The organism is Mycobacterium hackensackense (genome assembly GCF_025822555.1).
GTDB classification, from domain to species: domain Bacteria; phylum Actinomycetota; class Actinomycetes; order Mycobacteriales; family Mycobacteriaceae; genus Mycobacterium; species Mycobacterium fluoranthenivorans.
The window spans coordinates 568,673-588,522 of the sequence record NZ_JACKUC010000031.1 but is presented as its reverse complement, the minus strand read 5'-3'; the positions used below and the strand labels follow the sequence as shown (position 1 = coordinate 588,522).

The window sequence follows — 19,850 nt, the reverse complement described above, 5'->3', positions numbered from 1 at the left end:
ATCGGATCGGTAACCGTCGAATCTGTCGAACATGGAAATTACACAGGTGGGACTTACCTTCAACCTTGACTCCGGCGTCAAATACGGACTTGGGGAGAACATGCGTAGTAAGTCGAATCGGTTGACCGTCAGCATTGTTGCGACGGTCGCGTTGTGCTCGCCCTCGCTCGCGCTCAGCGCGACCGCGGACGCGCAGCCGATGGTGAAGACAAGTCCGGGTGTGCCATGCGTCGGCATGGTGCAGCAAGCCGCGGCCACCCCTCCTGACGCTGGTCAGGCGATGACTGGTTTGGCGGCCCCGTTCACCGGGGCCGGAACCCCGCCTGTGGTGATCCCACCTGCTGGAGCTGCCAACGGCGTTGCCGGAACTGTGCCGGTCGCCGCCGCCGGCGGTGGTGGCGCTCCTGCCGCTGGCGCAGCGGGCGGCGGTGCCCCGGTGGCCGGTGCGGCTGGTGGCGGTGCCCCGGTGGCCGGTGCCGCTGGTGGCGGTGCCCCGGTCGGTGGTGCCGGTGGTGCGGGCGCGCCGGTCGGTCTTGCCGGCGGTGTCCCCGCTGCCGGTGGCGCTCCCGTCGCCGCCGGAGCCCCGTTGGCCGAAGGACTTCCCCTCCCCGCCGGTGCCCCGATCGTTCCGGCTGCGGGTGTGCCCGCTGGTGGCGCTCCGCTGGCAGCGCCGATCGCCGATGCGGGCGGCGTGCCCGCGGGTGCGGTCGCGCCGGCGGCGGGCGCGGCCCCCTTTGGCGGCGCCGAAGGTGTGGGCGGCGGTGCTGCCGGTGCCCTCAACGGTGAGGTACTGCAAGCTGCCGCCACCGCCGGTGCACCTATCGCGGACGCGGCCGGTGCGGCCGGTCCTGCCGGTGCGCCGATCGCCGATGCCGCGGCGGTGGCGCCTGCCGCCGGTGCGGCCGGCGCGCCCGTCGCCGAAGCGATGGTTCCGGCGGCGGTGGGCGGTGAAGCAGTGGCCCCGGCAGCGGCAGTCATCGGCGGTGAAGGAGCCGGAGCAGGTGGCGTCGGTGCGGCTGCGCCCGTGGCGGCGGTCGGTGGAGGCGAAGGCGCGGGCGGTGGCGGAGCCGCCGGTGGCGGTGCGGGCGGCGGCGGAGCTGCGGGCGGTGCCGGTGGTGCTGGTGGCGCCGGTGCGGGCGGTGCTGGTGCGGGCGGTGGCGCCGGAGGTGGCGCGGCCGGTGGCGGCGCTGTTGAGGGCGCCGCAGTGCCCGCGGCCGCTGTCGTCGAAGGTGGCGGCGGTGGTGGCGGCGGCGGTGTCGCGGGTGGCGGTGCAGCAGGCGGTGGCACCGGTGGTGCCGTCTCGGTTCCGGCAGAGGTCGCGGTGGCGGCCCCACCCGTAGAGGTCGCCGTGCCCCCGGTGGAGGTGTCGGCGCCCCCGGTCGAGGTGTCGGCGCCGGGTGTTGCGGTCGGCGGCGGCGCACCCGGTGCTGCGGCTGCGGCCGTCCCGGCAGCGGTCGCTGCGGCGGTGCCCGGAGCCATTGCGGGAGGCGTGACGGGTGGCGCGGTCGGTGCTGCCGGCGGCGCGGCGGCCGGTGGCGCTGCGGGCGCGGGTACGGGTGCGGCGATCGCGGCGGCACCCCTGGCGGCCGCGGCGGCTGGTGCTGCGGGTGCCGGGGTTCCGGCGGTTGCGGTGGGCGGCGAGTCGGCTGCGGTCGGGGCCCCGGTGGAGGCTGCGGCCATGGTTCCGGCGGCCGGTGTCGTCGGCGGTGAGGGTGCCGCGGTCGGCGGTGGCGGTGGCACTGGTGGCGGTGGCGCGGCCGGTGGCGGAGCGGGTGGTGCCGGCGCTGGAGCTGGTGGAGAAGGTGCTGCCGCCGGCGGTGCCGGCGGAGCCGGTGGTGGTGCCGGTGGCGCAGGAGCTGGTGGAGAAGGTGCCGGAGCTGGTGGAGGTGCCGGGGCCGGTGGAGCCGGCGGCGCAGGAGGTGCGGGCGGCGGCGGTGGAGCTGGTGCCGGCGGCGGTGGTGGTGCCGGTGGTGCCGGCGGCGGTGGTGGTGCCGGTGGCGGTGGTGAAGGAGCGGGCGGCGGAGCCGCAGGTGGCGCCCCGGTGGCGACCGCGGCAGGTGTGCCGGCCGGTGCCGGTGCACCGATCACGGGTGAGATGCCGGCCGGGGCTGCCGCTCCGGCGGATGCAGGTGCCCCCGTGCTGCTGGACTCCGGTTCCTTCGGCCCGCTGATGGCGACGACAGGACTCAACTCTGCGGCGGTGCCCGAGGCCGCGGTCGGTGCGCCCGGCGCCGGAGCCGGAGCGCCCGCGATCGGTGGCCCCCCGGCGGGTGTCGTCGAACCGGCGGCTGCGGTGGTGCCGCCGGGCGGAGCAGCGGCCCCGGTGCCGGATGCCGCTGCGTTGGTGCCGGCTGCGGGCGTCGGGGGCGCCCCCGCAGCTGCCGTCGGTGGCGGTGACGCGGCGGTGCCTGCCGCGGCCGTGATCGGTGGCGAGGGAGCCGGTGGGGGCGGCGGAGCTGCAGGTGGTGGTGCCGGAGGCGGCGGAGCTGCGGGCGGTGCCGGTGCGGGCGGCGGTGCCGGTGCAGGTGGCGGTGGCGGCGGTGCGGCCGGTGGTGCCGGTGGTGGCGGCGCGGGCGGCGCAGGCGCTGGTGGTGCCGGGGCCGGTGGTGCGGGTGGAGCTGGTGGTGGCGGAGCTGCGGCCGGTGGTGGCGGAGGTGGCGCCGGCGCTGGTGGCGGCGGAGCCGCAGGAGCTGCTGGTGCGGGCGGTGGTGGTGCGACGGCATCGGGTGGTCTGACCACCGGTGCGGTGGGACCGCTGATGGCCAGCACGGGTGCGTTGGGTATCGCGCAGACGGTGACGGCTCCCGCCGTCAACGCCGGTGGCGGCGGTGCTGCGGTGGGCGGGGCTCCCGCAGCCGGTGCACTGGCGGCCTTACCGGGCGCCATGATCGCGGGCGCGGTGCCCGGCGCCATCGCGGGCGCGGTGCCCGGTGCGGTGGCCGGCGCGGTGCCCGGTGCGATTGCGGGGGCGATCCCCGGTCTGCTGATGGCGCCGATGGCCGGTGCCGCGGGCCTGATGGCCGATCTGGTCCCGCAGCCGTCGTTGGCTGCGCCGACCGGGACCGGCGGCCTGACCGGGATACTGCCGACACCGCAGCTCACGATGCCGCACCTCAGCGGTCTCGGGGTGCCCGTGCCCACCCAGGTCTCCATGCCGACCGATCTGGTCTGTGAGGGTGTCGGCTGGTCGGCATCGATGCCGGGCACCACGGGCAACACCGGGATGAGCCTCATGCCCGACGCGGCCGGGATCATCCGGCACGATCGCTGGTGAGCTCGGCTCAGACGTTGGACCAGCGCAGCAGATAGCGGTAGTACAGGCCGCGGCGGATGGATACGCCCGGCAGGATCTGCGCGGCGGTACGCCGGATCTCGCTCAGTGTCTCGCGAGGTTCGGCGACCGCCACGCCGATGTCACGGGTCTCGCGGTGCAGTACGCCGGCCGCCCGGACCAATGGCAACCGCAGCCCGGCAGCGATCCAGTCACCGAGAGTGTGGTTGGGGGCCAGCCCGACGACGGCGAGGGTGCCGTGTGGTGCCAGCAGGTCGCGGGCCTTGGTCAGCGACGCGCGCAGGTCCATGTGGTGCAAGGTGGCCACGAAGGTGATGACACCGAACCGTTGCGGGCCGGGGTCGAAGGCCTCGAACGAGGTTTCGGACACGGTCACGTTCGGCACCGAGTCAAGGCGAGCCCGGGCACGCTCGATCGCGGCCGGGTCGGGGTCGATGGCGGTCACGCTACGAGCCACGGGCGCCAGCCGCTGGGCCAGCAGGCCCTCGCCGCAGCCGACGTCGAGCACACCCCCGGCGTGTTCGGCGGCGATCCGGACCAGCCACTTGTGGTACGCGGAGTTGTGATTCCAGTAGGTGTGATCAGGCACGAGCCAACCGATCCGGTGGAACGGCGGCCAGCAGCGCGCGGGTGTATTCATGTTCGGGTGCGGCGAAAAGATCTGCAGCGGGCCGGTATTCGACCGCCTCGCCGCTTCGCAACACGAGCACATCATGGCTCAGCCGCTCGATGACCGCCAGGTCGTGCCCGATGAACAGGTAGGTCAGGCCCAGGTCCCGCTGGAGTTCGAGCAGCAGGTCGAGCACCTTGGCCTGTACCGACACGTCCAGCGATGCGGTGGCCTCGTCGAGGATCAGCAATTCGGGCTGCACGGCCAGCGCCCGGGCGATGTTCACCCGCTGCCGTTGTCCGCCGGAGAGCTCGTGCGGGTAGCGGGAGGCGAACGACGCCGCCAGGCCGACGGCACCGAGCAACTCACCGACCCTGGCCTGGCGTTTCCTGCGGTCGGTGACCAGCCGGTGCACGACAAGCGGTTCGGCGATCGAACCCTCCACCGGCATGCGCGGGTTCAGCGAGGCGAACGGATCCTGCATCACGACACTGATACGGCGCCGGACCGACTTCTGCTGGGAGCCCCGCACCTGGAACACATCGGTATTGTCCAGCAGCGCACGACCCGCGTCGGGGCTCACCAGCCCGGTGAGCGCGGCGGCGACGGTGGACTTTCCCGACCCGGATTCGCCCACCAGGCCCAGGGTGTGGCCTCGGCGGATCCGGAACGACAGATCCTTGACCGCGTGGACCACCGACCGGCCGGTCGGAGTGGTCACCCGGAACCGGACGTCGAGACCGTCGACGTCCAAGAGAGTGCCCGAATCGGCCGCCGCGGCTGGTGGGCCGTCGCCGCCCAATACCGGACGGGCACTGAGCAATTCGCGGGTATAGGCTGCGCGAGGTTCGGTGAAGACCTCATCGACGGGCGCTTGCTCGACCACCGTGCCGCCGCGCAGCACGGTGACGGTGTCGGCCACCTCGCCGATGACGCCGAGATCGTGGCTGATCCACACCACGGCGGTACCGAAGTCGCGCTGCAGATCCCGGACGAGTGTGATGATCTGTGCCTGCGTCGTGACGTCCAGGGCGGTGGTCGGTTCGTCGGCGATCAGCAGTTCCGGATCGCAGGCCAGCGCGATGGCGATCATCACCCGTTGCCGCTGCCCGCCGGAGAGCTGGTGCGGGTAGCTGTGCAGCCGGTTCTGTGGTTCGGGCAGGCCCACCGCCTCCAGCAGTTCCAGCGCCCGGACACGGGCCTGCCTGCGCGTCTGATGTCGGTGTGTCTGCAGCGATTCGGTGATCTGCCGTTCGACCGTCAGCAGGGGGTTCAGGGATGTCCCGGGATCCTGGAAGACGAAGCCGATCCGAGCGCCGTGCACCTGCCGCAGGGCCCGTGCCGAGGCGCCGACGAGTTCACGTTCTCCGGCAAGGACACTGGACCCGGAGACGGTCGCGCCGGGTGCGTCGAGCAGGCCCGTGGCGGCCAGCACCGTCATCGACTTACCCGATCCGGATTCACCGACGATACCGAGGGTCTGTTCCCGCTCGACGGTCATCGACACCCGGCGGACGATCTCCTTGCGGCCGATGCGCACGGCCAGATCGCGCACGGACAACACCGGTGCGGTCATGAGCGTCTCCGGGCCTCGATCATGGTGCGCTGCTTGGGATCCAGCACATCGCGCAAGCCGTCGCCGAGCAGGTTGAAGGCCAGCACGATGACGAAGATGGCGGCACCGGGGAACACCGCCATCCACCACGCCAGCGTGACGAAGCCCTGGGAGTCGAAGATCATCCGGCCCAGGGACGGCTGCGGTGGCTGTAGACCCAGGCCCAGGAACGACAGCGCCGCCTCGGACAGGATGGCGAACGCCAGGGACAGCGATGTCTGGACGATCAGCGGACCGGTGATGTTGGGCAGGATGTGCCGCGCCAGGATGAAGCCCGAACCGGTGCCCATGGTGCGCGAGACCGCCACGTACGGCTCGACCCGCACGGCGAGGGTGCTGGCCCGGGTCACCCGGGCGAAGATCGGCGTGTAGACGACGCCGATCGCCAATATCGTTGTGGTGAGCCCCGGCCCGAGGACGGCGACGATCGCCAGGGCGAGCAACAGCACCGGGAACGCGAACATCACATCGACGACACGCATGACCACGGTGTCCAGCCAGCCACCGCGATACCCGGCGAGCACCCCGACAGCGACACCGACGATCGCCGCGAATGCCACGCTGATCACGGCCACTTTCATGGAGGCCTGCACCGCGACCAGCACCCGGGACAACACGTCGCGCCCCAATTCGTCGGTGCCGAACCAGTGCGCGCCGCTGGGTGGGCGCAGTGCCACCGGGACGTCCACATCGTTGACCCCGTACGGGGCGATCCAGGATGCGGTCAGCGCGATCACGAGGACGGCGAGCATGATTCCCGCGCTGATCACGGTGACGGGATTGCCGGCCAGCAGCCGCCACGTCTTGACGCGATCGTCGAGCATCGGGTCGGTCATGACAGCCGGATTCTCGGATCGGCGACGGCGTATAGCAGGTCGACGAGCAGGTTGACCGCCAGGAACAGCACCGCGATCAGCAGCACCGCGCCCTGGATCACCGGATAGTCCCGCGCGGCCACCGAGTTGTACACCAACCGGCCCAGTCCCGGCCAGGCGAACACCACCTCCACGACGATGACCCCGCCGAGGACGGTCGCCAACTGGATACCGGTAATGGTGAGGATCGGGACCAGTGCGTTGCGCACGGTATGACGCATCGTCACCACCCGTGGCGCAAGGCCTTTCGAGCGGGCCGTGCGGACATAGCCCATGGCGGTCACCTCCAGTACGGCCGAGCGGACGTAGCGGGTCATGATCGCCGCGGCCACCAGGCCGACGGTCAACCCCGGCAGGATCACATGCCGCAGCCAGCCGCCGGGATCGTCGAACAGCGGCCGGTAGCCCGAGGTGGGCAGCCAGCCCAGCACCGTGGAGAACAGCGAGATCAGCAGGATGCCCAGCCAGAAATCCGGCACCGACACCCCGAATTGACTTGTCACGCGGACGATCACGTCACTGAGCCTGCCTTCCCGCAGGGCCGCGTAGATGCCGGCGGGCAGCGCGATCACCAGGGCCAGGACGATGCCGACGGCAGCGAGTGACACCGTGGCCGGTAACCGTTCCAGCAGCACCAGGGTCACCGGGTCGCCGTTGCGGAAGCTCACGCCCAGATCGCCGGTGGCGGCGTGCCCCAGATAGCCGAAGAATTGGCCGACCAACGGCTGGTCCAGTCCGCTGGCCTGCCGCAGGGCGTCGTAAGCCGCTGGGGTGTAACGGGTTCCGAGTGCGATGCGCACCGGATCGCCGGGAACCAGATGCACCAGCGCGAACACCACGATGACGACGCCGACCAGCACCACCAGCGAATAGGCCAGCCGGCGGGCCAGGAATTTGAGGATCGTCACGGGCGGTCACCACCGGCGTGCAGGACGGCGCTGCGGAATCGGATCGCCTTGTCGCGGCGGGCCTCATAGCCGGTGAGGTTCGGCGACCACGCCTGCAGGACGGCGGGGTTGTACAGGTAGATATAGCTCACCTCATCGGCGATCAGGGTGGCGGCTCGGGCGTAATCGTCCTTGCGCGCTTGCTGATCGGTCTCGGTCCGGCCCGCATCGAGCAGCGCGTCCACGCGTGGGTCGGAGAACTTCTGTGTATTGCTGGTGCCGCCGGTGTGGTGCTGTGCGTAGTAGAAGTCGTCGGGGTCGATATTGCCCAGCCAGCCCATCATCAGCATGTCGAAGTGCCCGCTGTTCTGCTCGTCGAGCCAGGTGGCGAAGTCGACGGTGCGGATCGTCACGCCGATACCCAGGGGTGCGAGGTTGGCGGCGATCACCTGGGCGGCGGTGACGGTCTGCGGGTACTCGCTGGTGACCAGCAGGTCCATCGTCTTCGGTGCCGCGCCGGCCTGCTGCAGCAACTGCCGGGCCTCGTCCAGGTTTTGGCCGTACCGGTTGTAGGGCGTGAACCACGGGTTGCCCTGCGGTATTGCCAGCTGATTCGCCTGTGCTGTGCCGTAACTGGTGGCCTGCACGATCGACGGCCGGTCCAGGGCATACGCGACGGCCTGGCGTACCCGCACGTCGTTCCAGGGTGGGCGGGCCGTATTCAGCGCCAGATACCAGTAGTCGTTGCTGGGTTCCACGGCGAGGTGAACCGAGTCGTCGTTGCGCAATTGGCTGACGCGCTGCGCGGGAACCGCGTCGGTCCAGTCGATTTCACCGGCCTGCAGTGCGGACAAGGCGGTCGACGCCTCGCTGATGAATCGGAACGTCACTCCGGGAATCCGCGGGGCCCCGCCCCAGTACCGCGGGTTGGCGCGCAGGACGATGGAGTCGCCGCTCTTCTGGCTGACGAAGGAGAACGGCCCGGTGCCGATCGGATGGGTGGCGATCTGGCCGTCCTCGACATTGCGCTGCTGCACGATCGCCATCCCTTTGAACCCGCCGAGATTGGTCAGCAGGTTCGGTGTCGGATGTGCCACCGAGATGCGCACCGTGCGCTCATCGGGAGCACTGACATCGGTGACGGCACTGAACTTGTCGGCGTTGGCGAGTTTGCCGTCGATGATGCGGCGATAGGAGTAGACGACGTCGGCCGCCCGCAGCCGACTGCCGTCGTGAAAGGTGACTCCGGGGCGCAGATGGAACGTCCACACCAGCTGGTCCGCCGACGTCTCCCAGGACTGCGCCAGCGCCGGACGCATGACGAGGTCGGCGCCGGGTTCGACGAGGGTGTCGAAGACGTTCTCCAACACCTCGAAGGAGAAGTACGCGCTGGTCTTCTGGGGGTCCAGCTGGTCGGGTTCATCGGAGATCGCGGCGATGAGGTTGCCGGAGTCCTGGCCCAGGTCGACGCGCCGGCCCGGTGCACACGCCGTGGAGGCGAACACGACCACGGCGGCGAGCACGGCCGCAAGCAGTCGCATATCCATCGCTTTCTGACGGGCCGGCTCCGGCGAGGATGTCGGCACAGGGGATCGATGGGCCTGTACCCGCGTCGGCGGGTATCTACACCTGAGGCCGATTCGGCCAGGCCGGACAGCTGCGGACCTGGTGTGAGGATGCTGTGGACCGGGCCTCGCCGCGGGGCGGACCGCTAGCCTGCAGGGGATGAGTGCGAGCAGCGATCCGTTGGCCGTGCGCCGTCGGCTCGAGGACCGCTACCGCAAGCTGGCCGAGACGCGCCAGCTGCGCCTCGTCGCCGCGGTCATCGCCCGGTTCACCGAGATCGACGGTGGCACCTTGGGTGCGGTGGTGTCGGTGCAGTTGTTCACCACCGTGATCCCGTTGATGATCCTGGGGTTCAGCTACCTGACCGGGTTCGCCGACAACGCGAGCCCGGGCACCGCGGTCAGCCGGCAGCTGGGGCTGGTGTCACCGATGACCGACCATGTCCGCGCCGTGTTCGGCCGCGCGTCGGGACTGCGGTCGAGCTGGACGTTCCTCGGCGTCGCGGGGTTCCTGGTCTGGGGTATCCCGATGTCGATGACCATCGCCGGGATCTTCGCAAAGGCTTGGCGCCGTGAGCAGTTGGACTGGGTGGCCAAGCTGGGACGCGGTGTGCTGTGGTTCGCGCTGTATCTGGTGATGATCATCGTGCGCGAACGGATCGCGTTCGGCGGCCACCACCACATGGGCTTGCGCACGCTGCGGTTCGTCGCCTCACTGGTTCCGGTGTGGATCTTCTGGACCGTCACGCCCGCATTGCTGGTGCGGGACGGATGGCGCGGGCGCCGCTACCTCGTCCTGGCGGGACTGGCCGGGGTGGTCATCGACGGCACCGTGGTGCCGCTCGCGGCGCGGATGTTCTTCCCGCGCTTGCTCGAAGGCTGGGACGAGTTCGGCCCGATCGGTATCGCCATGGCGCTTCTGACCTGGTGCGGGGTGATCGGCACCGGATGGGTGCTGACCGCGTGCGTCGGCGCGGTGCTGTGGCAACGCAACGCCCCGGCCCAGACGGTCATCGAATCCGAGACCGCCGAAGAGCCCGTCGCCACCTGAGGCGCCTCACTTGCCGTGTGAGCCGGCCTCGTGGGTCGTGCCCTTGTCAGTGGTCTTGTCGGCGGTCTTGTCGGTGCCCTCGCCGGCGGTCTTGTCGGGCTTGCCGGACGGCTTGGGGGTGACCTTCTCGACCAGATTGTGCACGGCGCGCCGCAGATTCGACGCCGCGTCGCGCACCGGATTCGGCTGCGCGTGCGTGGTGGTCTTGGGAACGGAGGTGACCGCCGGCCCGCTGTCTCCGTGCAGTGCGGCGGTGGTCGTGAGGGCCGCCGTGGTCTTGGGGGCTTTGGTCGTCGGTGTCGTCGGTGTCGTCGGGTGGGTGGTGATCGCAGTAGCGGTGGTCGGCGTCACCCGGCTGGTGCCGGCCGCCTGCGCGCCGGCAGCGTCCCGCACGTCGTGGACCGCCGTGACGACCGCCTGGGTGATGACCTTGCCCGCCGCGGCCACCACGCCGGCGGCGGTCCTGATCCCGGCCGCAAGTGCCCGCACCGGATTGCCGGTTTTCGCGAGCTCCTGAGCCATCGCGTCGGGCACCTCGAAGATACCGGCCAGGACGTCGTTGAAGGCCGGGAAGATCACGGCGGCAACCACATTGATGCCGCCCACCACCGCGACCTGGAAGACACCGTGTGGCTGCACCGTCGGGGTCGGGTTCGGTACGAACGGCAGATTGAGCGCATCGAAGGTGTCCTGCCGGGCTTTCTGCAGCGCGGTCGCGATCCCGGGCAGCCCATCCCGCACGGCAGGCAGCACGTTGAGCAGCCCGACGACGCCGACCTCGAAAGCGTTGAGCGCCCGCTGGGCGGGAATCGCGGCGTCCGCGTCGATGGCCTTCAGCGCGGCGGCTTCGGTCGGCCCGGTCACCGACGCGGCCGCCGCACCGATGGCCTTCAACACGTCGCCCGCGGACAGGGCGGCCAGAAAAGTCTCCGGTGCCCGCAACGCGGTGGAGACGGCCGTCACCCCGGTCTGGGCGAGCAGGGGACAGATGATCGAGCAGTACACGGTCTGGTTGTGCAGGAAGCTGGTGATCAGGCCGCCCGGCGGCACCGATGAGGCAGCCAGCCGTACGTCATGGACGACCGCCGGCAGGGACGCCTGCGCCGTGGCCGGGGCGATCGGTGCGATCACCACCGCCGCCGCGGTGAGGGCCGCCAATCCGGTGGCGGCGATATCGGTGCGCAGGCTGATGGATCGCTGCATGGTGGTGGCCCCCTGTGTGTCGCACGGTGATGTAGGGGACACGGTGCGCGGGCGCCGCGGGTTCAACGTCCGGGCGGGCGATGCGACGGGATGTCTACTCCGGTTAGGGTGCCTGGGTGACCGGCGGAACCTTCCACGTGCCGTCGATGATCGACGGTGCGGTCTCCTGCGGCCAGTACATGCGCAGCATCAGCACGAAGTCACCCTTGGGCGCCGGCAGCCAGTTCGCCGTGTCGCTCGGCGGGTCGGCCTGGATGAGCAGGTCCACGGATCCGTCGGGATTGGTGGTCAGGTTGTCCCGCTGGCTCAGTGTGTACCGGTTGAGCGGGTTGTCCACGAAGAAATAGTCCGCGTCGTACATCGTCAGCGACCAGAACCCCTGCACCGGGGGCAACTGTCCCTTGTCGAAATGCATCACGTACTTGTTGGCCCCGTTGTACTTGACCTGCTGGCTCGGTCCCTCCGAGGTCGGGTACACCGCGTCCTGCGGCAGGTTCGCGCCCAGGCCGATGGCGGTGATGTAGGCACGCTGCAGGTAATTGGTGCCGTACGTGCCGGTCTTGGTGGTGAACAACCAGCCGTTCTGGAAGGTGTTGTCCCCGGCGGCGATCCCGTCCTTGGCCCAGGCCATGATCTTGCCCTGGGCCGCTTTCGGCGCGTCGGCGATCGCCGAGGCGACACCGGGATCCAGTTTCGTCGCGTCGAAAGCCTGTCCGGGCACGATGCCGAGTTTGGCCAGGGTCTGCACCGTGGGCGCATCGGCGGCGGTCGGTGGATTGGTCTTCAGCAGATCGGCGAACGTGCGGAAGTAGTCGGCACCGGACAGCGCGTTGACCTGCTCGCGTACCGCGATCTTGGTGTCCACCGCGGGATCGACCACGCCGGGTGCGGCGGTGTACGGCTTGCCGTAGGCCGACAGCGGTACCGCGGTGATCTGGTCCTGCAGGGCGTGCACGGCCGCGTAGTCCTCCGGTGTCCCGGTGCAGAAGATGCGGCCCAGCAGCCAGACCATCGCCGTCGCCGACTTGTATTCGGTGACGCCAGGCGGGAGTGTCCCGGACCAACCCGGACCGGTGATGGCGAAGGTCTGGGCCTTTCCGCCGGTGGTGCGCTTTCCCGGGGAGGCGAACACCTCGGTCCACCCGTCGAGCATCGGCAGCAGGAAGTACCGGTCGCCCATATCGGGCACGCTGACGATCCACGGTTCCTTCGCGACGTCGAACCACGCCTGCGTGTAGAGGGTGTCCGCGTTGGGTGCGGTGACGGCGCGGAACTGCGCGTTGGGGTATTCGCGCATCCGCACGAACTGTCCCATGGGTGCGGCGGTGCCTTGGGGTTCAACGGTATTCGTCAGCACCCGCCGGGTGTACTCCATGGTGACGAGGGGATAGGCGTAGGTGTAGGCGTCCTGTGCCGCGGCCGCGAGATCGCCGCCGGTGGCCGTGGCGCTCGTCGACGTCGACGGTGCCGGGGATTCGTTCTTCCCACCGCAGGCGACCACCATCGCGATGATCACTGCCAACCCCGTCAGCCCTGCCAATGCGCGCGCAACCCTGTTCACCGCGCCACTATGCCCCGACACGACGCCGTGCGTCTTGACTTCAGCGGACATGTTTTTGATCTTTGACGACATGGAGTTGATCATGGCGTCCGCGCTGACGGGCTTCCGGGAACTCGTCGGTGAACTGGGGGGCGACGGCGACGCGCTGTTGCGGGACAGCGGTATCCGCCCCGAGGACAGCGGACGCACCGACGTGTTCGTCTCGCTGCGCAGCGCGGTCAACGCCGCCGAACGGGCCGCATCGGCCACCGGTGCCGCGGATTTCGGGCGGCAGTTGGCGCTGCGCCAGAGCATGGACGTGCTCGGGCCGGTCGGGGTTGCCGCGCGCACCGCCGCGACCGTCGCGGAGGTTTTCCGCATCTTCGACAAGTTCGTCGCCGCGTACAGCCCCGGTATCGCGATCGACGTCCGGCCCGGGTTCGTCGACTGGACGCTGCGTCTCGATCCACTTCCCGCTCATCCGCAGACCGTCGAGTTGTCACTCGGACTGATCCTCGGCGTGCTGCGGCGCTTTCTCGGCGCCGATTACGCGCCCGCGGAGATCCACATCCCGCATCGCCGGCTGACGAGCGAAGCCGACTACCGCCGCTACTACGGCTGTGCACTGCGCGACGAGGCCGCCGCATCGGGTTTTCGGATCGATCCCGCCGACCTGGCCCGTCCCGTGCACCGCGACGCGTTGGCGCACCACTACCTCACCGGTTACCTCGACGAGTCCTTGGCCGGGCGTGAGGTGTCCGCGGTCCGATCCGTGGCCGATATCGTCGGCCGGATGCTGCCGTCGGGGGTGGTGACGGTGGAGTTCATCGCACAGCATTTCGGTATGCACCCCAAGGCATTACAGCGGCGTCTCGCCGCCGAGGGAACCACCTTCGCCGCCGTCGTGGACGGGGTTCGCCGGGTGACCGCCGAACGGTATCTGCGCGACACCGAGATGAGCCTGCTGCACCTGAGCCGGCACCTCGGCTACGCCGAGCAGGGCGTGCTGACCAGGGCGTGCCGACGGTGGTTCGGCGCCACGCCGCTGGCGTACCGACGTACGCTGCGCGAGGAGATTTAGCTCAGACGTCGCTGGTGGTGTACCGGGTCTTGACCGGGGGAGCGGCCACCAGTGACGGCACCTCGGTCAGCTTGCCCTCGCCGGCGCGGAACGCGCGGTACGCCTCGTCGGCCTCGACGGACTCCCACAGTTCGTAGATCAGCCAATGGCCTTCGTCGGTCTCGTCGACCAGCACGTCGGTGCGGATGTTGCCGGGGAATGCCCTGGTGTCTTTCAGCGCGCGGCCGAAGACCTCCCGCGCCGTCGCCACAGACTCGGGCTTGAACTTCAATTCGAGGATCACGGTGACCGACATGAACCACAACATACCGTCGGCCTCCGTTGTCGATGCCTCAGAGGCGGCGCAGGGTGAGGACGGTGACATCGTCCTCGGTGTCGCTGGGCGCCAACGCGGCCGAGATCCGGGACGCCGCCACCTCCCCGCCGCGCCGCAATGTCGCGGCCAGCAGCCCCAGGCCCTCGTCGAGGGTCGAGCCACGGCGTTCCACCAAGCCATCGGAGAACATCACCAGCCCGTCACCGCGAGCGACGGTGAAGCTGCTGGCCGGGTAGCGCGCGCCCCGGACGCCGATCGGTGGGGCCAGCCGGATCGGCGCCGCAGCGACGTCCGCGCCGATGCGGAACGGCATCAGATGCCCCGCCGATGCCGCCTCGACATATCCGGTATCGAGTGCGATCCGGGCGGCGACCACGGTGGCGAAGGCACGCGGCATCAGGTGCACGCTGAAGTCATTGAGCCTGCTCAATGCTTCTCCGGGGGCGGCGCCGGTAAACAGCTGGGAACGCAGGGCATTACGCAACTGCGCCATGGCGCCGGCGGCGGCCAGGCCATGGCCCGCGACGTCACCGACGAGCATGACGAGCCGGCCGTCCGGCAGCACGAACGCGTCGTACCAATCGCCTCCCACCCGGCCACCCGCGGCGGGCTGGTAGTGGGCGGACAGCTCCCAGTCCGGGATGGTCGGAATCGACGACGGCAGCAGGCTGCGTTGCAGCACCTCGGCCACCTGTAACGCACTTCGGGTGCGCCGGTACAGCTCTTCGACCAGGTGTCGTCGCAACGATTCCGCGGACTCGACGTGGATGGGAGTCCACGGTTGACTGCAGCCGTCGACCACCTCGCGCCAGCGCTCGAAGGATTTGCGCGGGCTGAGCCGAACCCCGTCCCCTTCCTGCACGGCGATGGCCTTGTTGTGCGGATCGCCGCCCCAATCCACCGAGCGCAGCGCCTCCTCCCGGAACCAGATCACGTACTGCCCGTCGGGCAGGTTCAGCGCCAGCGCACCCGCGGCGACTGTCGGATCCAGATCCAGCGCGGGCAATTCACCGGACAAGCAGTCCGTCGCGACGACCTCGCCGTCGGCGTCGCGCGCCCAGTCCGCCACGGCGGTCACGGCCTCGGCCGGCGGGACCCTGCCCAGCACGCGGTACTTGCCGCCGACGCGCACGGCGACACCGGTGGCGGGCAGCAGATCGAGCAGGCTGGGTGCCCGCAGCAGCGCGGCCGCCACCGGCTCGCTGTCGTTGCGGGTGGCGTTGGTCAGCGCGGCCAGTGTCGATTGCGCGGCCAACCGCTCACGCAGCTGATCGTCGTCGAAGCGGTCGACGAGCCGAAGCGAGAGGGTGGAACCGAGGAACTCGGCCGCCGCCCGCGCGCCATAGGGCGGCAGGTGCGGGCCGGCGTAATGATGGCAGGCGATCAGTCCCCACAACCGGCCATGGCGCAGCAGCGATATCGACATGGACGCGCGCACACCCATGTTCTGTAGGTATTCGATGTGGATGGGCGAGACGCTGCGCAGCGTGGCATGGGTCAGGTCCAGCGGTGTGCCGCTGTCCGGATCGATGGCAGGTACCAGCGGGGCGGGCGTGTAGTCGACGTCGGAGATCAGCCGCAGCCAGTTCTTCTCGTACATCGCGCGGGCCTGCGCCGGGATGTCGCTGTCCGGGTAGTGCAGGCCGAGGAAGGAGTTGAGGTCATCGCGCTTGCATTCGGCGACCACCTCGCCGTTGTAGTCCTGGTCGTAGCGGTACACCATGACGCGGTCGAATCCGAGGAGATCGCGAATCGCGCGCGCGGTGGTGTCGTACAGCTCGGTCGTCGATTCGGCGCGGTTGAGCTGCTCGACCGAATTACGCACCGCCTGATACGTGTTCGGAAACGAGAACGGCCGTTCACCGTAAGCGATTTCGAGTTCCACCAGCAGCACCCCGCCCGGCTCGCGGTGCAGCAGGGCGTCGAACGCCCGCGACCGGCCGGCGACCTGGATCTCCAACTCGAGCGGGTTGCGCTGGCGCAGATCACCGAACACCGCCGCCGCCTGCTCGATCTGGGCGGCCTGTTCGGCGCCGATCAGGGCGGCCAGGTGGCGGCCCAGGACGTCGTCGACCGCGCGGCCCAGCAGGTCGGTGACATTCGCGCTGATCTGGCGGATCTGGAAACCCGGTTCGCGCACGACGGCGAGCACCCCGCGCGGCTGGACGCTGCCCGGGATGTGGATCGGCTCGCGTGCGCAGTTGTCCAGGTCGATCGGTGTGCCGACGGGTAGCAGCTGCGCTGCGTGGTCATCGCCGTTGGGACGCGAAATGACAAAACCCCCAGGTCGTGGTGTCGAGCTCCCCCTCGAGAGTGCCAGGCGGGTACGTCTGCGAGCACACCGACATGGCTCCGTGGGTTAGGCTCGGTAGGAGTCGGCGTTCTAGCTTCTCTGGTTCAGACCGCAGCCCGCGAGACATGGCGCCCCGAATCGACGCTTTCGCGAGGTTTTCGATGCCCGACCATTTCGAGTCCAGCCCATCCACACTGATGTGCGCTCACACGTGGCGTGACACGACTGTGGTGATCACCTGCTCCGGTGTCGTGGACATGCTCACCGTGCCCGATCTCAACCAACTCATCGCCGCGGCGCTGGACAAACAGCCCAGCGCGGTCATCATCGATCTGACGGAGACCACTTTCTTCGCCTCCTGCGGTATGTCGACGCTGGTGGACACGCAGGCCCAACTGCCGCCGGAGGTGCCGCTGGTGGTGGTCGCCGACGGACCCGCGACGCGTCGTCCTCTGGAGCTGGTGGGACTGGCGGACATCCTGACGATCCGCCCGACGCTCGATATCGCCCTCCAGGAGCTGGCGCCGGCCAAGAGTTGAGTTCTCGACGCTATTTCGTTGGCGGGTAGGCGAATTCGGCGAAATCACCAGTCGCTGGGCCGGTAGTCCTTCAAGAAGCAGCCGTGCACATCCTCGCCGGCCTCCCCACGCACGATCGGGTCGTAGACGCGCGCGGCGCCGTCGACCAGATCCAGCGGGGCGTGGAAGCCCTCCTCGGCCAGGCGCAGTTTGGTCGGATGCGGACGCTCGTCGGTGATCCAGCCGGTGTCCACGGCGGTCATCAGGATGCCGTCCTGTTCCAGCATCTCCGCGGAGCTGGTCCGGGTCAGCATGTTCAGCGCGGCCTTGGCCATATTGGTGTGCGGATGGCCCGGCCCCTTGTAGCGACGGCCGAACTGGCCCTCCATGGCCGACACGTTGACGACGTACTTGCGGCGCGCGGGGGAGGCGGCCATCGCCGGGCGCAGCCGGCTCACCAGGATGAACGGTGCGGTCTGGTTGCACAGCTGCACCTCAAGCAGCTCCATGGCGTCGACCTCGTGCACCCGCTGGGTCCAGCTGTTGATCGAGGCCGTATCGGGCAGCAGCCCACCGGCGTCGATGGCGGTGCCGGCGGCGATCCGCTCCGGTGAGGCGCTGCGGGCCGTCAAGGCAAGCTCTGCGAGCGCATGCGGGGTCTGGTGCTCGGCGAGGCTGCCCGCGAGCGCGGCCGGGTGCGCGTCACTGACCCGGTCGAAGCTGACCACATCGACCTGCGCCAGCTCGGGCGGCGGGGTGCGCTCGGCTTCGACGAGGGCGGCGTACGAGCCCGGGGCCCGGCGCACCGTCTGGGCGGCGTTGTTGATCAGGATGTCCAGCGGACCCTGTGCGGCCACCGTGTCGGCCAGCGCCACCACCTGCGCGGGGTCACGCAGGTCGATACCGATGATCCGCAGCCGGTGCAACCAGTCGGCGCTGTCTTCCATGGCCGCGAAACGCCGCACGGCGTCGTTGGGGAAGCGGGTGGTGATGGTGGTGTGCGCGCCGTCGCGCAGCAGGCGCAACGCGATGTACATGCCGATCTTGGCGCGCCCGCCGGTGAGCAGGGCGGTGCGGCCGGTGAGATCGGTGCGGGCATCGCGCTTGGCATGGCTGAACGCCGCACACTCCGGACAAAGCTGGTGGTAGAAGGCATCGACCACGGTGTGGTGCTTCTTGCAGATGTAGCAGGCCCGGGACCGCAACAGGGTGCCCGCGGTGGCGCCGGAGGCGGTCGACACCAACGGCAGGCCGGCGGTCTCGTCGTCGATGCGGCCCGGCGCTCCGGTGGCCGTCGCGGCGATGACGGCCTTGTCGGCTTCTGCCACCGCGTCACGTTTGGCGTGCCGGCGGGCTTTGCGCACCGACTTCCAGATGCCGGCGGTGGCACGCCGCACGGCCACCGCGTCGGGGTGCTCGGGCGGCAACGATTCGACCTCGGACAGCACCTGGAGGCAGGCGCTGAGCTTCTCCGGATCGATCGCGGTCACCGTGAAAGGGTGCCAGGTGGCGCGAAGCCCCGGCAAATCAGCGGTGCTACACCCGGCCGGCGATGAAACCGGCAGCTTGGCCCGGGTACGGCGGCGCCTCGTAATTGTTGTGCGCGGCCCGGTCGAACGACCCGGTCGAGCAGATCGGGTCCCCGCCGCTGCACAGGTCGATGGCGCGACCGGCGAACAACCCGTTGCTGGACAGCGGGGTGCCGAAGCGGGCACCCGGATTGCCGAACACGGCGACCGCCGCGACATTGGCGGCCAGGGCGGGATCGAGCGGAGGGGCCGACCCGAGGCTGCCGATCCGGTCACCGACGGGTTGGACGCCGGCGAGCATCGACACCGCGGACGCGCCCTGGGAGAAGCCGCCGAGCACGATCCGGGTGTTCGGGCACTGGTCGGCCATCCACGCGATGTGCCCGCGGGCGTCGTCGGCACCGGCGCCGGTGGTCAGGAAGTTGTAGCTGGCAGGGTAATTCACCGCGTACGCACCCAGGCTGCGGCCGCCCAGCAGGGGCTGCAGGGCACCGAACAGCGCATCGCCCACCCGTCCCATCCCGGGTGGTTCGGCGGTGCCGCGCGCGAAGACGAGCTCGACATTGGGGCAGTCGTCCGCAGCAGCGGTCGGGCTTCCCGCGAGCATGGCGACAGGAAGGGCGGCGACGGCGGCCAGGCGAGCGAGCGATGCACGGACGGTCACCTGGTCAGCGTGGCATATCGGCGTGCGTCGAGCGTCGAAACGGGTTTGTCGGACCCCTGAGCTACCGTGCAGTCACGCGTGAAGGCACGGATATTGAACGAGATTGGTACCCCCGACAGGACTCGAACCTGCAACCGACCGGGTAGAAACCGGATGCGCTATCCATTGCGCCACGGGGGCATACACGGACAGTCGTAATTTACACGTCATCGGCGCCTTCGCTCACAACCGGCACCCGCGATGCGGGGACCCGTGGAAACCGGCGGATAGGCGGTCGATGGCTCGACATCACACCAAAGACAAGGGCGATCTCGGCGTTGCGAAGGCGTATGCCGACCTCGTCGGGAAGGGGTTCGACGTTCTGTTTCCCGCCACCGAGCATGCGCCGTTCGACCTCGTCGCATACGCGGCAGGGATCTTTCACCGCGTCCAGGTGAAGTACAGGTCCATGAGGGCGGGCGTAGTCGTAGTCAAGTTGACCTCGACTTGGTCCGATCGACATGGTGTGCACCGTTCACCGATGGACAAAGACGCCGTAGACGCGATCTGCATCTACTGCCCGGAGACCGATGAGTGCTACTACGTCCGGCCGTCCGATCACAGTGTGTCTGTCGCCCTCCGGATCACCCCGGCCAAGAACGGTCAGAAGAAGCGAATCCTCGAGGCCTCGGCATTTCGCGAGCTGCCCGACAGACGGATCCCGCTGCTCGATGAGAATCGCGCCTCGGCGTGACGTCTGTGTGAGCTTCGACGCCGGGCCGGCTACAGCTACGAAAGCCCCGTCGCGCCACCGCGCCGCGGACTAGCGTGG

The 19,850-nt window shown here is 69.7% G+C and carries 19 protein-coding genes and 1 tRNA gene; 8 read left to right on the top strand and 12 right to left on the bottom strand.

Going from position 1 to position 19,850, the window contains the following annotated elements; all coding sequences use genetic code 11:
* Positions 1–359: 359 nt before the first annotated feature.
* The 4 genes from H7J86_RS22860 (at position 360) to H7J86_RS22845 (ending at position 3,274) form a co-directional block, all read left to right on the top strand.
* Positions 360–1,340 carry a hypothetical protein gene (locus tag H7J86_RS22860; RefSeq protein ID WP_267293637.1) on the top strand — a complete coding sequence of 327 codons (981 nt, stop codon included), beginning with the start codon at positions 360–362 and terminating at the stop codon, positions 1,338–1,340.
* 156 nt (positions 1,341–1,496) lie between these two features.
* Positions 1,497–2,171 carry a hypothetical protein gene (locus tag H7J86_RS22855; protein ID WP_267293635.1) on the top strand — a complete coding sequence of 225 codons (675 nt, stop codon included), beginning with the start codon at positions 1,497–1,499 and terminating at the stop codon, positions 2,169–2,171.
* Positions 2,172–2,441: 270 nt separating this feature from the next.
* Positions 2,442–2,735: a hypothetical protein gene (locus tag H7J86_RS22850; RefSeq protein ID WP_267293633.1), complete on the top strand. Its 294-nt coding sequence runs from the start codon at positions 2,442–2,444 to the stop codon at positions 2,733–2,735.
* Positions 2,736–2,758: 23 nt separating this feature from the next.
* Positions 2,759–3,274, top strand: a complete 516-nt coding sequence (locus H7J86_RS22845) for a hypothetical protein (protein WP_267293631.1) — start codon at positions 2,759–2,761, stop codon at positions 3,272–3,274.
* Between the two features lie 7 nt (positions 3,275–3,281).
* On the opposite strand, the gene H7J86_RS22840 is transcribed toward H7J86_RS22845, so the two are convergent.
* From H7J86_RS22840 to H7J86_RS22820, 5 genes are read right to left on the bottom strand one after another with little or no spacing between them, the layout of a single operon-like run.
* Positions 3,282–3,881 carry a class I SAM-dependent methyltransferase gene (locus tag H7J86_RS22840; RefSeq protein ID WP_267293629.1) on the bottom strand — a complete coding sequence of 200 codons (600 nt, stop codon included), beginning with the start codon at positions 3,879–3,881 and terminating at the stop codon, positions 3,282–3,284.
* Positions 3,874–5,478 (bottom strand): dipeptide ABC transporter ATP-binding protein, encoded by a 1,605-nt coding sequence (locus H7J86_RS22835; RefSeq protein ID WP_267293627.1) that lies wholly within the window; start codon positions 5,476–5,478, stop codon positions 3,874–3,876. Before H7J86_RS22835 ends, H7J86_RS22840 begins: the two co-directional genes overlap by 8 nt.
* Positions 5,475–6,353, bottom strand: coding sequence for an ABC transporter permease (locus H7J86_RS22830; RefSeq protein ID WP_267293625.1), 879 nt, complete (start codon positions 6,351–6,353; stop codon positions 5,475–5,477). The genes H7J86_RS22835 and H7J86_RS22830 overlap by 4 nt, the downstream gene beginning before the upstream one ends.
* Entirely contained in the window at positions 6,350–7,300 is a 951-nt protein-coding gene (locus H7J86_RS22825) for an ABC transporter permease (protein ID WP_267293623.1), read from the bottom strand. The genes H7J86_RS22830 and H7J86_RS22825 overlap by 4 nt, the downstream gene beginning before the upstream one ends.
* Positions 7,297–8,820: an ABC transporter substrate-binding protein gene (locus H7J86_RS22820; protein ID WP_267293621.1), complete on the bottom strand. Its 1,524-nt coding sequence runs from the start codon at positions 8,818–8,820 to the stop codon at positions 7,297–7,299. The genes H7J86_RS22825 and H7J86_RS22820 overlap by 4 nt, the downstream gene beginning before the upstream one ends.
* 184 nt (positions 8,821–9,004) lie before the next feature.
* Here H7J86_RS22820 and H7J86_RS22815 point away from each other — a divergent pair, with 184 nt between their 5' ends.
* Positions 9,005–9,895: a hypothetical protein gene (locus H7J86_RS22815; RefSeq protein WP_267293619.1), complete on the top strand. Its 891-nt coding sequence runs from the start codon at positions 9,005–9,007 to the stop codon at positions 9,893–9,895.
* Between the two features lie 6 nt (positions 9,896–9,901).
* Here the strand turns inward: H7J86_RS22815 and H7J86_RS22810 are convergent, their stop codons facing one another.
* Both H7J86_RS22810 and H7J86_RS22805 read right to left on the bottom strand, forming a co-directional pair.
* Positions 9,902–11,098, bottom strand: coding sequence for a hypothetical protein (locus tag H7J86_RS22810; protein WP_267293617.1), 1,197 nt, complete (start codon positions 11,096–11,098; stop codon positions 9,902–9,904).
* 103 nt (positions 11,099–11,201) lie between these two features.
* Complete coding sequence (locus H7J86_RS22805; protein ID WP_267293920.1) at positions 11,202–12,602, bottom strand: DUF1254 domain-containing protein; 1,401 nt, start codon at positions 12,600–12,602, stop codon at positions 11,202–11,204.
* A gap of 106 nt (positions 12,603–12,708) precedes the next feature.
* Between H7J86_RS22805 and H7J86_RS22800 the strand changes: the two genes are divergently transcribed.
* Positions 12,709–13,719, top strand: a complete 1,011-nt coding sequence (locus tag H7J86_RS22800; protein WP_308204858.1) for an AraC family transcriptional regulator — start codon at positions 12,709–12,711, stop codon at positions 13,717–13,719.
* 1 nt (position 13,720) lies between these two features.
* On the opposite strand, the gene H7J86_RS22795 is transcribed toward H7J86_RS22800, so the two are convergent.
* Positions 13,721–14,014 carry a putative quinol monooxygenase gene (locus H7J86_RS22795; protein WP_090353934.1) on the bottom strand — a complete coding sequence of 98 codons (294 nt, stop codon included), beginning with the start codon at positions 14,012–14,014 and terminating at the stop codon, positions 13,721–13,723.
* A gap of 37 nt (positions 14,015–14,051) precedes the next feature.
* On the bottom strand, positions 14,052–16,307 hold the full coding sequence (locus H7J86_RS22790; RefSeq protein ID WP_267293916.1) for a SpoIIE family protein phosphatase: 2,256 nt from the start codon (positions 16,305–16,307) through the stop codon (positions 14,052–14,054).
* A gap of 182 nt (positions 16,308–16,489) precedes the next feature.
* Here H7J86_RS22790 and H7J86_RS22785 point away from each other — a divergent pair, with 182 nt between their 5' ends.
* Positions 16,490–16,867: an STAS domain-containing protein gene (locus H7J86_RS22785; RefSeq protein ID WP_187096336.1), complete on the top strand. Its 378-nt coding sequence runs from the start codon at positions 16,490–16,492 to the stop codon at positions 16,865–16,867.
* A gap of 44 nt (positions 16,868–16,911) precedes the next feature.
* On the opposite strand, the gene H7J86_RS22780 is transcribed toward H7J86_RS22785, so the two are convergent.
* The 3 genes from H7J86_RS22780 to H7J86_RS22770 form a co-directional block, all read right to left on the bottom strand.
* Complete coding sequence (locus H7J86_RS22780; RefSeq protein ID WP_090353226.1) at positions 16,912–18,336, bottom strand: SDR family NAD(P)-dependent oxidoreductase; 1,425 nt, start codon at positions 18,334–18,336, stop codon at positions 16,912–16,914.
* Positions 18,337–18,382: 46 nt separating this feature from the next.
* Positions 18,383–18,982: a cutinase family protein gene (locus H7J86_RS22775; protein WP_267293914.1), complete on the bottom strand. Its 600-nt coding sequence runs from the start codon at positions 18,980–18,982 to the stop codon at positions 18,383–18,385.
* Positions 18,983–19,143: 161 nt separating this feature from the next.
* Positions 19,144–19,219 (bottom strand) — tRNA-Arg (locus tag H7J86_RS22770).
* A gap of 97 nt (positions 19,220–19,316) precedes the next feature.
* Between H7J86_RS22770 and H7J86_RS22765 the strand changes: the two genes are divergently transcribed.
* Complete coding sequence (locus H7J86_RS22765) at positions 19,317–19,772, top strand: group I intron-associated PD-(D/E)XK endonuclease (RefSeq protein WP_090353227.1); 456 nt, start codon at positions 19,317–19,319, stop codon at positions 19,770–19,772.
* Positions 19,773–19,850 lie beyond the last annotated feature (78 nt).

Bases quoted from the DNA above. Each gene is read 5' to 3' on its own strand.
- H7J86_RS22845 (WP_267293631.1), top strand. From the start codon at position 2,759: ATGGCCAGCACGGGTGCGTTGGGTATCGCGCAGACGGTGACGGCTCCC.
- H7J86_RS22835 (WP_267293627.1), bottom strand. From the start codon at position 5,478: ATGACCGCACCGGTGTTGTCCGTGCGCGATCTGGCCGTGCGCATCGGC.
- H7J86_RS22830 (WP_267293625.1), bottom strand. From the start codon at position 6,353: ATGACCGACCCGATGCTCGACGATCGCGTCAAGACGTGGCGGCTGCTG.
- H7J86_RS22820 (WP_267293621.1), bottom strand. From the start codon at position 8,820: ATGCGACTGCTTGCGGCCGTGCTCGCCGCCGTGGTCGTGTTCGCCTCC.
- H7J86_RS22815 (WP_267293619.1), top strand. From the start codon at position 9,005: ATGAGTGCGAGCAGCGATCCGTTGGCCGTGCGCCGTCGGCTCGAGGAC.
- H7J86_RS22810 (WP_267293617.1), bottom strand. From the start codon at position 11,098: ATGCAGCGATCCATCAGCCTGCGCACCGATATCGCCGCCACCGGATTG.
- H7J86_RS22805 (WP_267293920.1), bottom strand. From the start codon at position 12,602: ATGGTGGTCGCCTGCGGTGGGAAGAACGAATCCCCGGCACCGTCGACG.
- H7J86_RS22800 (WP_308204858.1), top strand. From the start codon at position 12,709: ATGTTTTTGATCTTTGACGACATGGAGTTGATCATGGCGTCCGCGCTG.
- H7J86_RS22795 (WP_090353934.1), bottom strand. From the start codon at position 14,014: ATGTCGGTCACCGTGATCCTCGAATTGAAGTTCAAGCCCGAGTCTGTG.
- H7J86_RS22785 (WP_187096336.1), top strand. From the start codon at position 16,490: ATGCCCGACCATTTCGAGTCCAGCCCATCCACACTGATGTGCGCTCAC.
- H7J86_RS22775 (WP_267293914.1), bottom strand. From the start codon at position 18,982: ATGCTCGCGGGAAGCCCGACCGCTGCTGCGGACGACTGCCCCAATGTC.
- H7J86_RS22765 (WP_090353227.1), top strand. From the start codon at position 19,317: ATGGCTCGACATCACACCAAAGACAAGGGCGATCTCGGCGTTGCGAAG.